The sequence below is a fragment of the Thermaerobacter sp. PB12/4term genome (genome assembly GCF_003403315.2).
GTDB lineage: Bacteria > Bacillota > Sulfobacillia > Thermaerobacterales > Thermaerobacteraceae > Thermaerobacter.
On the sequence record NZ_CP048407.1, the window covers coordinates 1,595,480 to 1,610,353 of the forward strand.

The 14,874-nt window shown below is 69.2% G+C and carries 10 protein-coding genes; all 10 read right to left on the reverse strand.

Going from position 1 to position 14,874, the window contains the following annotated elements:
* The gene (locus DYI95_RS06630) at positions 1-783 is read right to left on the reverse strand and encodes a LamB/YcsF family protein (protein WP_116900543.1); all 783 of its coding nucleotides are present in this window, start codon (positions 781-783) and stop codon (positions 1-3) included.
* A complete protein-coding gene (locus DYI95_RS06635; protein WP_116900542.1) occupies positions 780-4,478 on the reverse strand; it encodes a M14 family metallopeptidase in 3,699 nt (1,232 codons plus the stop codon). The genes DYI95_RS06630 and DYI95_RS06635 overlap by 4 nt, the downstream gene beginning before the upstream one ends.
* Before the next feature lie 113 nt (positions 4,479-4,591).
* Positions 4,592-5,491, reverse strand: coding sequence for an ABC transporter permease (locus tag DYI95_RS06640; RefSeq protein WP_116900541.1), 900 nt, complete (start codon positions 5,489-5,491; stop codon positions 4,592-4,594).
* Positions 5,488-6,426, reverse strand: a complete 939-nt coding sequence (nikB, locus tag DYI95_RS06645; protein WP_116900540.1) for a nickel ABC transporter permease — start codon at positions 6,424-6,426, stop codon at positions 5,488-5,490. The genes DYI95_RS06640 and nikB overlap by 4 nt, the downstream gene beginning before the upstream one ends.
* Before the next feature lie 99 nt (positions 6,427-6,525).
* On the reverse strand, positions 6,526-8,130 hold the full coding sequence (locus DYI95_RS06650) for an ABC transporter substrate-binding protein (protein ID WP_116900588.1): 1,605 nt from the start codon (positions 8,128-8,130) through the stop codon (positions 6,526-6,528).
* A 128-nt stretch (positions 8,131-8,258) separates the two neighbouring features.
* On the reverse strand, positions 8,259-9,290 hold the full coding sequence (locus tag DYI95_RS06655) for an ABC transporter ATP-binding protein (RefSeq protein WP_116900539.1): 1,032 nt from the start codon (positions 9,288-9,290) through the stop codon (positions 8,259-8,261).
* On the reverse strand, positions 9,287-10,273 hold the full coding sequence (locus DYI95_RS06660) for an ABC transporter ATP-binding protein (RefSeq protein WP_116900538.1): 987 nt from the start codon (positions 10,271-10,273) through the stop codon (positions 9,287-9,289). The genes DYI95_RS06655 and DYI95_RS06660 overlap by 4 nt, the downstream gene beginning before the upstream one ends.
* Positions 10,248-11,144 carry an IclR family transcriptional regulator gene (locus DYI95_RS06665; protein ID WP_243149662.1) on the reverse strand — a complete coding sequence of 299 codons (897 nt, stop codon included), beginning with the start codon at positions 11,142-11,144 and terminating at the stop codon, positions 10,248-10,250. The genes DYI95_RS06660 and DYI95_RS06665 overlap by 26 nt, the downstream gene beginning before the upstream one ends.
* Before the next feature lie 245 nt (positions 11,145-11,389).
* A complete protein-coding gene (locus DYI95_RS06670) occupies positions 11,390-13,033 on the reverse strand; it encodes a thiamine pyrophosphate-binding protein (RefSeq protein ID WP_116900536.1) in 1,644 nt (547 codons plus the stop codon).
* A 93-nt stretch (positions 13,034-13,126) separates the two neighbouring features.
* Positions 13,127-14,791 (reverse strand): long-chain fatty acid--CoA ligase, encoded by a 1,665-nt coding sequence (locus tag DYI95_RS06675; RefSeq protein WP_116900535.1) that lies wholly within the window; start codon positions 14,789-14,791, stop codon positions 13,127-13,129.
* Positions 14,792-14,874 lie beyond the last annotated feature (83 nt).

A 14,874-nucleotide genomic window follows, 5' to 3' on the forward strand; every position in this document is an offset into this window, starting at 1 on the left:
CTACGCCTGGTGGCCCACGATGGCCCGCAGCGGCCGGATGGCCACGCCCGCCGCCTCAAGGCGCTGGCGGACGGCCCGGGCCAGGCTGACCGAGGCGGGGTTGTCCCCGTGGATGCAGAGGCTCTGCACCGTCAGGGTCACATCCCTGCCGTCGACGGCCCGGACCTTGCCTTCCCGCACCATGCGCAGGGCGCGCCCCGCCACCTCCGCGGGGTCGTGCAGCACGGCCCCGTCCTGGCGGCGGCTGACCAGGCTGCCGTCGGGGTTGTAGCCCCGGTCGGCGAAACCTTCCAGCGCCACCGGCAGCCCCGCCGCGACGGCCGCCCGGGCCAGCTGGCTCCCCGGCGGAGCCAGGACGATGAGCCGGCGGTCGAAGGCCGCGATCCCGGCGACGACCGCCTGGGCCAGCACGGCGTCGCGGGCGGCCTGGTTGTAGAGGGCGCCGTGGGGCTTGACGTGCTGCAGTTCCACACCGAGCGCCCGGCAAAAGGCGTACAGGGCCCCGATCTGGTAGATCACGTCGGTCCGGACTTCGCCGGCCGTGGCTTGGATTTCCCGCCGCCCGAAGCCTACCCGGTCGGGGTAACCCACGTGGGCGCCGATGCCGACCCCCAGTTCCGCAGCTCGCTCCACCGTACGCTCCATCACCCTCGGGTCGCCGCCGTGGAACCCGCAGGCGATGTTGGCGGAGGAAACCAGGGGCAGGACGGCGTCGTCCATGCCGATGCTGTAGGGCCCGAAGCTCTCGCCCAGGTCGCAGTTCAGGTCGATGGCGGCGTTCATGACATCACCCGTCCCTCGGAGGATCCACCGGCTCGCGCCGTATCCGCCGGCCCTCGGCACCCTGCTGACCATGGGCGCCGCCGCCGGCGCTCCCGGTGGACCGTTTCGCCCCAGGCTGTCACGGTTTCTTCGACCGTCACCGGTTGTCGCTTGAGCCAGGCCAGTATGGCCAGGTCCACGGCCAGGTGCGCCATGGCACAGGTTTCAAGATAGGGGCCCGTGGCGGTCTCGTCGGCTGCCTCGGTGATGAACTCCACCCCGGTGATCTCCGGATGGCGCTGCATCGCGTAGCGGCCGCCAGGATCGGGGCGCACGGGCCAGCGGTAGCACACGAAGTCCCGAACCATCTCGACCGTGAAGACCTCCGGGAGCCAGTCGGCGGCGTACTTGCGGTAGACCGCCAGCCAGCGGCGGTTCTCACGGGCGATGGCCGGCCAGTCCTCCAGGAACCGGGCGACGAACTCAGCCATTTCGTATTGCTTGGCGCCCCACCCGTCCCCATCTTCCGTGGCGAACACCGGCAGGATCCCGTAGATCAGAGCTCGCGGCAGCCAGTAGGAGGTGAACTTGCGACCTCCGCCGTGGGCGCCGAAGGGCTGAACCCACTCGTGGGACGGTACCCCGTGCTCATCCACCACGACGTCGGGCAACCACCGCGACCACAGGTCCGGGAACACCCGGGTCTCCGGTGCTCGCGGCCTGTCGCTGAAGTACTCCGCCGCGTACTCCTGCCCCAAGGCATTGTACCTGGCACTATGCAGGCTCCAACGCGGATTTTCCTGGCTCAACCGGCGGTGGAGCGCGGCGCCGTCGGTGTTCTCCAGGGGCATCATGACGCAGTTGATCCCAGCGGTGGCATCCAGGTGCCGCTCCACCAGCGCCAGCAATGCATTGGTACTCGACACCTCGTTCGCATGGTGCCGGGCCTTGAACAGTACGGTGGGCCGAAAGAGGGTGGCCTTTGCCGGGACCACCAGGATATCCGGGTCCCGCGCATCCGCCCCCTGCCCGGGCACCGTCGCAGGGATCCCTCCGTTCCCCGGGCCGACCGTAAACACGTGGTACAAGGGTCGCCCCTCGAAGGAATGTCCCGCCACGGACCAGCGAACGGAACGATTTCCACCCTTGGCCAACCACTGTCCCAGGGATTCGTCGTCGAAGAGGGTCCGTTGCCAGGACACAGCCGCCTCCCCGCCGGCGGGAGCTGAGTCCTGGGCCACACGTGCCCCGATGGCGCGGGCTGCCCGCTGGACGGCTTCGTCATAGTCCATTTCCGTCGCGTCCGTCGGGGCGGTGCCGCCGGCACGAGCCAGCGTCGCCCGCGCCCGCCCTGCGGCGTCGACGGTCACGCCGTAGACGTTCACGCGGGGCCGGCCCCCATCGGATGAGGCGGCTCCCAGGAGCCGGGCCCCGATACCCACGCCGGTGAGGCGAACCTTAGCCATGGTGCCCTTGCCAGGCCGGGCCCGGACGCGGGGTACCACTTTGCCCGGTGCCGTGAAGGGTGTTCCCGCCAGCTTCCTTCCCCACTCCTCGAAGAAATCCAGGGTATTGAAATAGACATCCTCGTGTAATCCCTCGGCCAAGCTCAGCGATTCCTGCCGAACACCCAAGGGCTCGTCGACCCGAGTATCCAGCTGGACGTCGACCTCCAGGGTCAGGAAGAAGGGTTGCTGATCGGCCCGCAGGTCCCCTCCCACAGCCTCCTCCAAGTGCCGGGCCACGAGAGGAAGGGCCTCAGCCTGGTAGCGATCCCAGAACAACTCGGCCCCCGTGGGCAGGAGCTCCTCAAAGACCGGCTGCCGCCCACCTCCGCTGCCGCGATCGCCCCGCTCCACACGACAAAGACCTGTCTCCACGTAGACGTGACCCAGGTGGGGGTTCACGTCCTGGTACGGCCGCCGGCGGGCTGCCACCCGGAACTCCCCTCGCCAGACCGCCTGGCCATCCCGATCGGCGACGGTGACGCGATACGTGGGCCCGAGTCCGCCAGCGGGCGCCATGGCCTTGAAGACAATCCGCTCCACAGGCAGGCCCGTGCGAGCCGCCAGCAATTCGTCCACGGGGTAAAGGGGCTGCAACCACCGAATGGGAAGGTCCAGATGCGGGACACCGGCATCCGACTCCCCGCCCGCCCGTACCTGGCCATCCTGGCCCATCCCGCTGCGGGCCGCGGGCTGGACGCGGGCAAACTCGATGATGACAGTGTGGGCCCCCGCATGCTGCGCCACGGCCGGCGGCACCACCTGCAGCAGCCAGAACAGCCCCTGGCGGAACGCGGGCAAGCCGCGTACGTGCACCCGGTCCGGCGCAAAGCCAAGTTGGGTCAGGCAGCGATGTACCTCAACAGCCACTTCCTCCAGCGTGTCGTCGGGCTGGTCGAGACGGAGGTCCACCCACACCTCATCGTCCGGCCGGCAGCGCGCCCGTATCGCCGGCAAGGCACGCTCGTACCAAACCTTCCGGAACCGCTCCCCCTCAGGCACGATGGCAGCCTCGAATAGAGGGCGGGGTACCTCCCTGGCTGCGACCTCCCGCCGGTGGCGGGCGGCTTCCCGCTCAAGGGCGACCACCGGGCTGTCAAGGGCAGGCCGCCGCGATCCAGCCGGCCGCAGGACCTCACTAGCGTGAGCGGTTGCGAGCCATTGGAGGGCGCGCCCGCGGCCGGCGGCATCCCCCGTGATCCAAAGCACTGCCCCGCCCGCCCGCCGGCAAAGCCGGATGCGACCCCGGCCGCCGGGTTCCCCACCACCATCCGGCGCCGATGGGGCTGCCAGTTTGACGAGGAAAGGCCGGCGAGGGGACCCGGCAGACGTCAGGGGAAAGGACATGCCCGTACTCTCGAGACCGAGCCGGAAGGCGAACATGATGAGCCCTGCCAGCTCTTCCGGATCCCAGGTCCCCGTGGCACCATCGGGTTCAATGTGCACCGCCACCCGGTCCGGCTGCAGGCCGTCGCTGCTGCCGAGAAAGCCTCGCGGCGTCCAGAGGTCATCGAGGGGCATGGCGGCCTCCTCAGGACCCAGGCCCTCCTCGCGGATGTCCCGGGAGTTGCCATCGCCCCGCGGTTGCCACGGCTCCCACTCGATACCCCGCAGCGCCACCTCGGCCAGGCGCCCCGAGGCATCAAGGCGTACAGCGGCTTGCCATGGCGCCGCCTCCCCCTCCCGGCCACGACCGCGGTCCCTGCTGCGGTCAGGAGCTAGGTCCCGGCAACGGTCCGAGCTGCCGGCACTGCCGCGCCCCGGCTCGCTGGCCGGGGCCAGAGGCCCGATCCCCACGGCAGCCAGCCAGGCAGCCAGCTTCCACAGGTCGCGGGTGCTGGCCGCGGACAGGCGCAGGCCGTACTCGGCACCGCCCAGTTGAGGGACCACCTCGACCCGCCCGTAGCCGGCGTCCGGCCCGGCCCGGCCGGACCGCGCGCTGGGGCGGCCTGCCCCGCCGGGCCCGGCCTGCAGGACGATGGGCACCGCCCCCGGGGCCGGGCGCTGGCCCGGCCGGACCACGAGGCGTTCCGGATCGCCGGCCTCGCATTCGTACCCCAGGCGCGCGGCCAGTTCGACCATGGCCAGCCCGGTCCACACGTCGTCCTCCCCGCTCAGGAGGAACTGGGCCCTGGGCAGCCTGGCCCCCGCCCGCCCGCTCCGGCCGGGAGCCAGCAACCCGCCCGGCGCAAAGAGATCCTCCAGTTTCAACGCAGATCCCTCCGTCGCAGTGCCGCGGCGGCCCAACCGTCCCGATCGGCTCCAGGCGGCAGGCATCACCCCTGCCCGCCCCCCGGAAACCCGCCGCCTGCGGCGGGCGCCGGCTAGGCGTCCAGCTTCGGATCCAGGACGTCCCGGAGCCAATCGCCCAGCAGGTTGAAGCCGAGCACGGTGAACATGATGGCGAGCCCCGGGAAGGTGGCGAACCACCACGCCGTGGTCACGTACTCCCGGCCGGAGGCCAGCATGCCGCCCCAGGACGGCGTCGAGGGGTCGACCCCCAGCCCCAGGAAGGTCAGGCCGGCCTCCAGCAGGATGTTGTTGGCGATGTTCAGCGTGGCCAGCACGACGACGGAGTTCATCACGTTCGGCAGGATGTGGCGCCGCAGGATCATCCACGGCGGGGTGCCGATACAGCGCGCGGCCTCCACGAACCCCATCTGCTTGACCACCATCACCTCGCCCCGCACCACCCGGGCATACTGGCCCCACTGGGCGATGGCCATCAGGACGATGACCTTCCACAACCCGGGACCCAGCACGGCCATGACGGTGATGGCCAGCAGGATGAAGGGGAAGGACAGCTGCAAGTCGACGAACCGCATGAGCAGGTCGTCGAGACGGCCGCCGGCATACCCGGCCACCAGGCCGAGCAACACGCCCACCACCACGGACAGGCCCACCGAACAGATGCCCACCAGCAGGGAGATCCGGGCCCCGTAGATGATGCGGCTCAAGAGGTCCCGCCCGACGGTGTCCGTGCCCAGCAGGAAGGGCGACGGCTGATCCGCCGCCCACGCGGGCGGCAGCAGCCGGTTCCCCAGCTCGCCCACCTCGGGGTCGAAGGGTGCCAGGTAGGGTGCCCCCAGGGCCGCCACCACCGCCACGGCGACCAGAAAGGCACCCAGCACCGGCATGGGGCGGAAGAAGGAATGGTACCAGCGCCGCTCCCGCGCCGTCGGCATCGCGGCGGGGGCCGCTGCCTGCCCTTGCGCGACGCTCACGAGGAGGCACCCCCTTCGACCTTCACCCGCGGGTCAAGCAGGCCATAGCTGAGGTCGACCAGCAGGTTGGTGAGCACCGTCACGGCGGCCAGCACCGTGACGACACCCTGCACGACGGGGTAGTCGCGGTAGCCCACGGCGTCCAGGGCCAGCTGCCCCAGGCCGGGCCAGGCGAACACCTTTTCCAGGATCACCGTCCCGCCCAGCAACGCCCCAAACTGGAGCCCGACGAAGGTGACGGTGGGGATCAGGGCGTTACGCAAGCCGTGGGCGACCACCACCCGCCATTCCGGGACGCCCTTGGCCCGCGCCGTCTCGATGTAGGGCTGGCCCAGGACCTCCAGCATGCTGGAGCGCACCAGGCGAACCAGGGTGGCCGACAGGATGATGCCCAGGGTAACCGCGGGCAGCACCAGGGACCGCCAGCCGTCAAAGCCTGATGGCGGGAACCACCCCAGGCGCACGGCAAAGATCAGCATAAACATGATGGCGAGCCAGAAGTTGGGAAAGGACAACCCGAACAGGCTTAGCAGGCGGCTGAACGAGTCGACCCATTGGCCGCGCCGGAGTGCAGCGGCCACCCCCAGCGGGAACGAGATCATGATGGCGACTGCCATGGCAGAGACAGCCAGCATCACCGTGGCCGGCAACCGCTCTACGATCATCGCCCAGACCGGCTGCCCTGTCCGGAAGGATGTGCCCATGTCGCCCTGCACCGCTCCGACGACGAAATCCGTGTATTGCTGCCAGAAGGGGCGATCGATGCCGAGGGCGGCACGCATCTGGGCCAACTGGTCGGGGGTGGGTGCGGAGCCGCCCTGGAACATGGCCACAGTGGGGTCGCCCGAGAGCCGTACCGCGTAAGCGACAAACAGGGTGGTCAGGAACAGGACCACGACTGCCCCCGTCAGGCGCCGGAGCACGTAACGCCACATGAGGACTCCTCTCCCCTCCGGCAGGGCGGGAGGGCCCGGCCTGGCCGGCCCCTCCCGCTCCGCGCCCCTCTGCCACGTGGCTCGGCCACCGTTGGCGCATCACTGGTCCGAGGCGATGGACGTTTCGAAGAACCAGTAGCGGGTATCGGGCGGCGGCACGAAGTCCTGAACCCGCCGGTTCACCGCCCACACGGTTACGTCCTGGTACAGCGGAACCGTCGGCACCAGTTCGTACAGGCGGCGGTCCAGCTGCTTGAAGATCTCCAATCGCTTGTCCTGGTCGTACGTGGAGCGCTCCGCCTCCAATAGGCGTTGCACTTCCTCGTCGTAGAAGGTGGGGTTCCAGAACTGGCCCTTTCCGTAGAGCAGGTACGCCGTATTGTCGAAGTCGAGGGTCCAGCCGCCCCAGCCTTCCTGATAGAGGTGGCCGGCCTGGGCATTGGGGATGATGTCGTTGTAGAAAGTGTTGGTCTCGTATGTCTTCAGCTCCACCTCGAGGCCCACGTTTTTCAGGTACGACTGGACCGCCTGGGCGATCTCTCCGAAGACGGTCGCGGTCCCGATATAGCTGAGGGTGAGTTTCGTACCCGGCTGCACACCCGCTTCCTGGAGCAACTTCTTGGCGGCCTCCGGATCATACGGATACGGCTCCAGGGACGGATCGTTACCGAAAGAAAGGCTGCTTTGGAACGTGGAGATACGCTTCCCGTAGCCCTTCAGGATCGTGTCGATGATGGCCTGGGCGTCAATGGCCTGGGCGATGGCCCTTCGCACCCGTACGTCGTCGACCGGCGCCTTGGAGACGTCAAAGCGCAATCCGTACACGGTGGGACTGTCGGCGGTGACGATTTCCAGGAAGGCCGAGTTCTTCACATTGTCCACCTGGCTGGGGCTGATGACGGCAATGTCCACCCGGCCCGTGGTCAACTCGGCGATCCGCGTGGCTTCCTCGGGGATGAACCGGTAGGTGATCTTCTCGATCTTCGGCTGGCCGCGCCAGTAGTCAGCGAAACGCTCGAGGATGATGTGGTCGTCCTGCTTGTATTCGACCACCTTGTACGGGCCGGTACCCACCGGGTGCTTGTCGAAGTACTCGTCGCCGTGTTCCTTGAGGTACCGGGGCGGAACAATGACGGCACCGTACCCGGCCAGCTTGGTCAGGATGACCGGGTCCTTGGTTTTCATATGGAAGTTGACCGTGTAGTCGTCGACCTTCTCGACCCGGTCGATGCTGGCGTAGTTACCCTGCTGCGGCCCCTTGGCACCTTCCTCCCCAAGGAGGCGCTCGAAGGTAAACACCACGGCGTCCGCGTTGAAGGGCTCTCCATTGTGGAAGGTAACGCCCTGCCGCAGCTTAAACTGCAACGTATCCTCGTCGATCCACTTCCACTCGGTCGCCAGGCCGGGCTGCAGCTTCAGATCGGGCCCCCGGAACACGAGCCCTTCAAAGACGTTGTTCGTCACGGAAGCCCAGGCAACGAAGAACGTATCGATGGGGTCCCAATTGCCCGGGTCCTGGGCTTGTGCCACGACCAGGTGGTTACCGCGTTCGCTGGCCGGGTTCGGCCCTTGTGCGCCCGGTGTCTCGCTGCCGGCGGTCCCGCCGCCGCTTCCCGACCCGCACGCCGAGAGCAGAAGGGCGGCAACCAGCATCAATCCGACGGCGATGCGGAGGACCGAACGGCGCGTCGAAGTCTGCTGCATCACTGGTCCAAACCCCCTTGGGTCGAAAATGGCATCTCGGCAGTGTCGTCAACTGCACCGCGGTGACACGTCGTACCCGGCCGCCCTGCAATGCCGGATCCTCCCGGCGGGACGTAGGACCGCCGGCGCTAGGCGACGGGCGGCGCCGCAGTCACCCCCCTCCCGGCGACCTCACCCTCGCCGGCCAGATGACAGGCCACCCAGTGCCCCGGAACAACCTCCCGCCACTCGGGCACCTCGGTTCGGCAACGATCCACCGCCAGCGGGCAGCGGGTATGGAACCTGCACCCGGCCGGCGGACGAGCCGGACTAGGCACTTCACCGCGCAAGACGATCCGCTCGCGCCGCGCCGCAGCCTCGGGGTCGGGAACGGGTACCGCGGAGATGAGGGCCCGGGTGTACGGGTGAAGCGGCCGCTCGAACAGCTCGTCCGCCCGTGCCAGTTCCACCAGGCGGCCCAGGTACATCACACCGATGCGGTCGCTGATGTTCTGTACCACGGCCAGGTCGTGGGCGATGAAAATATAGGTCAGCCCGAAGCGGTCCTGCAGGTCCTGCAGAAGGTTGAGGATCTGGGCCTGCACCGAGACGTCCAAAGCAGACACGGGCTCGTCGCACACCACCAGGCGCGGCTTGAGGGCCAGCGCCCGGGCAATGACGATTCGCTGGCGCTGGCCACCCGAGAACTCGTGGGGATACCGGCGGGCGTGTTCAGGCCGCAGCCCGACAGCCTCCAGCAGCTCTTCCACCTGCCGTTCCATCTGGCGCCCCCGGGCGACCCCGTGGACCAGCAGCGGCTCGCCGACGATCTCCCGCACCGTGAGACGGGGATTGAGGGAGGAATAGGGATCCTGAAAGACCATCTGCAGGTCCCGCCGCAACCTTCGCAGCTGGGAACCACCGGCGGCTACCACGTCCTGGCCGTCGAAGCGGATGGTGCCCGACGACGGTGTCAGAAGGCGCACAATGAGCCGCGCCAGGGTGGACTTGCCGCACCCCGACTCCCCCACCAGCCCTACGGTCTCCCCTGGATAGACATCGAAGCTGACACCGTCGACGGCCTTGACCGGCGGGCGGCGGCGGCCCGTCGGGAAATACTTCTTGACGTTCCGGACCTCGAGAATCGGCCGCACCATGCCGTCGCTGACGCCACCCATCATGCCACCCCCGAACCGGTGGTCTGCCCTGCCCACCAGCAAGCGACACGGTGCGTTTCCGACCGCAGTTCAAGGGGCGGAGGCTCCATGCGACACCGCTCGTCCGCCAGCGGGCAGCGCGGGTGAAAGCGGCAGCCGCCCGGCAACGCGGCCGGATCGGGCACGGCGCCGGGAATCGGCTGCAGCCGCCCTTTGCCCTGGCCGAGCCGGGGCACGGAGTGCAACAACCCCATGGTGTAGGGATGGGCTGGGCGCCGGAATATCTCGGCCACGGTGCCTTCCTCGACCACCCTGCCGGCGTACATCACTACCACCCGCTGGGCCACTTCGGCCACGACACCCAGGTCGTGGGTAATCATGAGGACGGCCATGCCGAACTCGGCCTGCAACTGGCGGATGAGTTCCAGAATCTGCGCCTGTACGGTGACGTCCAGGGCCGTGGTGGGTTCGTCCGCGATCAACAGCTGGGGACGGCACGCGAGGGCCATGGCAATCATCACCCGCTGGCGCATGCCCCCTGACAGCTGGTGAGGGTATTCGTGAACTCTGCGCTCCGGGTCGGCAATCTGGACCTTGCGCAGCAGGTCGATCGCTTCGGCCAGGGCACGGGAGCCCGTCAGGCCCCGATGGAGCCGTAAGGCCTCAACGATCTGGCGGCCCACGGTGTACACGGGGTTAAGGGACGTCATGGGCTCTTGGAACACCATGGCGATGGCGTTGCCCCGGATCCGGCGCATTTCCGCCTCGCCCAAGGACAGCAGGTCGCGTCCCTTGAAGACGATCCGGCCACCGGTGATGCGGCCCGGGGGCCGGATCAGCCGCAGGATGGACCGGGCAGTGACCGACTTGCCGCAGCCCGACTCGCCTACCAGCGCGACCGTTTCCCCGGCGCCCACGTGAAAGCTCACACCGTCGACCGCCGTGACGGCTTGCCCTCCCCTTGTGAACTGAACCTGGAGGTCACGGACTTCCAGAAGCGGCTCCACTGGCGTGGCTCCCCCCTTCCTGCCCTACCCGTGGCGAGGGTGAATGGCCCACTGAATGCCGGCCGGCCATCGGATCCACGTAGGGCCACGGGCCCCGGTAACCGAGGCGGCGAGACAGGTCTTCCGCCGCCGCCAGGAGCTCGTCCTTGAGCCCGGCGGCGGTAGCCGGATCACGGTAGCGCTCTTCGAAACCTGCCAGGCTCAGGGAGCCTATCACTCCCTGACCGTCGACGACCGGTGCCGCCATCTCTGCTGTGTGCTCGACCAGCTCTCCGAAGCTCACGGCATACCCTGTCCGGCGGATCTCAACCAGCCGGGCCAGGAGATCCCTGGGGTCCGTCGGCGTGTGCGGCGTGTAGGCCACCAGCGGACTTGCCAGGATCCGGCGGACGACCTCCTCCGGTTGCCACGCCAGCAAGAGCCGCGTCGACGCGCCGGCGTAGAGGGGGGCACGGCGGCCCCACGCAACGTACAGGTGCATGGGCGCCCGCGGCGGAACCACATGGGCGTAGATGGCGGAGTCCCCGCTGGCGACAACGAACTGGACCGATTCCCCGCACCGGTCTCGCAACCGCTCCATCGCGGCACGGATGATCCCGTCGGGATCCAGCGACCGAGCCGCCAGCCTCCCCAACTCCAGTAGCCGTAGACCGGGTGCGTAGCGGGCACCCCGCCCGCCTTCCACTCCCCGCTTGGTCAGCAGGCCCGCGGCCACCATCTGCTCCAGCAAGCGGTACGCCGTCGCCCTGGGCATCCCCGTCGCCCGGGCCGCCTCCGCGGCGCTGATGGAGAGCCGGGCCTCGTCGAAGAGGTCCAGCAAGGTGATCGCCTTGCCGACAGTCCCGCCTTGCCCGTCCCCCGGCATCGTCATCCCCCGGAAACACTTGGTCCATATATTGAAACAAACGTTCATTATTTGAGTTTGGCGGACAAGATTCGGCACCCAGCGTCAAATCCCTGCTGCCGGCGATGGGTTTGCGCACCCGGACGATCGACTTGCACACTCGCTGGTTGTTGAAGTCCGGCGGCGTTTGAGGGATCCGCAGGAGAGGAAAGCAAAGAAGGCCGGCCACCGCGCTTGCGGCTGCCGGCCTTCATGCACTCGCAGGCGAGATGTCAGACCGCGATGGCACCGGCCCGGAAATCACTGACCCCCATCTTCACGTTGACCAGGGCCGGCTTGCCCGAGGCCAGGGCCCGCTCGATGGCCGGGCGCACGTCCTCCGGCCGCTCGACCCACTCGCCGTGGCCACCCAGGGCCGCGACCACCTGGTCGTAGCGCGCGTAGCTGAGTTGGGTGGCGACGGCGCGGTCGGTGCCGAAAAGCTGGACCTGGAGCCGCCGGATCTGGGTCCAGGCGGCGTCGTTGCCCACCACCGCCACGAAGGGAAGATCCTGGCGCACGGCCGCCTCGTACTCCAGCAGGTCGAGGCCTGCGGCCCCGTCCCCCAGCAGCACCACCACCGGGTCGTCCGGGCGGAGCACCCGGGCGGCCAGGGCGAAGCCCATCCCGACGCCCAGGGTGCCCAGGGGCCCGGGGTCGAGCCAGCCGGCCGGATACCGGCGGGGCCGCACGATCTTGGCCGCGGTGCCGATGAAATCCCCGCCGTCGCCGATCACGGTGGCGGCCGGCGGGAGGGCGGCATCGATCTCGGCGCACAGCCGCAGGGGGTCGACGGGCACCGCGTTGCTGGTCAGGCCCGCCTGCATCCGGGCCGCCCGCCGGCCTTCTTCCTCCCGCAGGCGGTCCAGCCACTGGCGGCGCTCGGCGGGTTCGTCCGGACGGAGCCCTGCCTCGAGCAGCTGGTCCAATACCGTGGCCGTGTCGCCAGCGAGGCCCGCTTCCACGTCCCGGTTGCGGCCCAGCTCGCCGGGGTCCAGGTCGATCTGGACGATCCGGGCTTCCCGCCGGATGGCCTGGCCGTAGTCCAGGCGGAAATCCAGGGGCGTCCCCGCCACCAGGACCACGTCGGCTTCGGCCAGCGCCTGCTTGCGGCACAACTGGAAGAAGAAGGGGTCGCCCGCCGCCAGCACGCCGCGGGCCATGCCGTTGGTGAACACCGGCACCTGGGCCACCTCGGCGAAGCGGCTTACCGCCTGGGGATCAGGGGACCAGTGCACCTGGCTGCCCACCAGGGCCACGGGGCGGCGGGCCCGGCGCAGGACGGCGGCGGCCCGCTCCACCTCCCGGGGGTCGGCGGGCAGAGCGGAACGGCCGGGCACGGGGGCCGGAATGCGGACGCCGTCCAGATCGACCTGGGCGAAGACCACGTCCAGCGGAATCTCCACGTAGACCGGTCCGGGCACGCCGTGCAAGCTGCGCCGGAAGGCCAGATTGAGGATCTCCGGCAGCCGCTTGGGGTCCTGGACCTGCACCGCCCACTTGGTGATGGGCCGCACCACGCCCAGGTGGTCCATCTCCTGCAGGCTCCCCCGGCCGGCGTGCTCCAGGGGCCCCTGCCCGCCCAGGATCACCACCGGCGACTGGGCGCGGTGGGCGTTGGCGATGGCGGTGACGGCGTTCATCACCCCCGGCCCCGCCGTCACGGCCGCCACGCCGGGCCGCCGGGTGATGCGGGCATAGGCGTCGGCGGCATAGACGGCCGCCTGCTCGTGGCGTACGTCGACCACCCGGATCCCCTCGTCCAGGCAGCCGTCATAGATGGGCATGATATGCCCGCCGCAGAGGGTGAAGAGAGCCCTCACCCCTTCCCGGGCCAGGGCCTGGGCGATCACGCGCCCCGCATGCACGTGGGCCACGGCGACTCCCCCTGGATTCTGGCGTTGATTGCTGCCGGGCGGTGTTTCCCCGGCCCGCGCCACCGGCGCCGCCTGCAGGAGGCGCCGCCGGGCTCACGAGCCGCCGCCGGCCTCGCCCCCGGCGGGCTCCCCGGCCGCCGCCAGGCGGGCCCGTTCTTCCTCCACCAGCACCCGCCGCAGGACCTTGCCGACGGCCGTCTTGGGCAGCTCGCCGCGGAACTCGACCAGCTTCGGCACCTTGTAGGCCGCCAGCCGCCCGCGGCAGAAGGCCACGATCTCATCGGCGGTGACGGAGGCGCCGGGCTTCAGCACGATGTACGCCTTGACCGTCTCGCCCCGGTAGGGATCGGGCACGCCCGCCACGCAACACTCGGCGACCGCGGGGTGCTCGTAGAGCACCTCCTCGACCTCCCGCGGGTACACGTTGTACCCCGAGGCGATGATCATGTCCTTCTTGCGGTCGACGATGTAGAAGTAGCCGTCTTCGTCCATGGTGGCGATGTCGCCGGTATAGAGCCACCCGTCCCGCAGCGTCTCCGCCGTCTCCTCGGGCCGGTTCCAGTATCCCTTCATCACCTGCGGGCCGCGGATGCGCAGCTCGCCCGCCTCGCCCGGTCCCAGCACTCGGGTCCCCGTCTCCACGTCAACGATCTCCGCGTCGGTGTCGGGGTAGGGAATGCCGATGCTGCCCGCCTTGCGCAGGCCGTGGACGGGGTTGCAGTGGGTGACGGGCGAGGCCTCCGACAGCCCGTATCCCTCCAGCACCTGGGCCCCGAAACGGCGCTCGAAGGCATTCATGACCTCGACGGGCATGGCCGCGCCGCCGGAGTTGCAGAACTCGATGGCGCCCACCCCGTATTCCTCCGCGTTGGGGTAGTTGTTGACGGCCACGTACATCGTGGGCACGCCGGGGAAGAAGTTGGGCTGGGTCGCCCGGATGATCTCCATGACCTCGGGCAGCTCGAAACGGGGCACCAGGATCAGCTCATATCCGGACGCCAGGCCGTAGTTCATGCACACGGTCATGCCGTAGGAGTGGAAGAGGGGCAGGATGGTCAGGATGCGGCCCTCCCCCGGCCTCTTCCGCTCCTCGGCAGGGAACCAGTGCTGGACCTGGACCACGTTGGCCACCAGGTTGAAGTGGGTCAGCATGGCGCCCTTCGAGCGGCCCGTGGTGCCGCCGGTGTACTGGAGCACCGCCACGTCGTCCCGGGGGCTGATGTCCACCACCGGCGGCTCGCCGCCCGCCCCCGCCAGCAGTTCCTCGAAGGACCGGTCTTCGGGCCCCGGCCGGACATTGCCCAGCAGGCGCACGACCAGGATGTGTTCCAGCTCCAGGTCGGGCAGGGCCGCCTGGACCGCCGGATAGAGGGCGTCGCCCACGATCAGGACCTTGCTGCCGCTGTCCGTGACCAGGTAGGCGAGTTCGCGGGGCGTGTAGAGCGGGTTGACCTGGGCCACGATGGCCCCCAGCCGCAGCGTGGCGTAATAGCTGATGACGTACTGGGGGCAGTTGGGCAGCATGATGGCCACGCGGTCGCCCTTTTGCACCCCCAGGGAGGCCAGGGCCGCGGCGCAGCGGTTGACCCGCTCCCAGAGTTCGGCGTAGGTCATGCGGACCATGTAATACCGCAGGGCCGGCAAGTCCGGATGTTCCCGGACCGTCCGGGCCAGCAGCTCGTGAAGTGGTATTTCCGGATAGTCCAGGTGGGCCGGCACGTTGGCCGGGTAGTGCTTGAGCCACACCTTTCCCGCCATACTTAGGCCCCCTCCCGCACGAATGGCTCCGCAACCGCCACCCCGTTTACGGAATTCGCGGCTTGGGAGCAGAAACCTGCCCG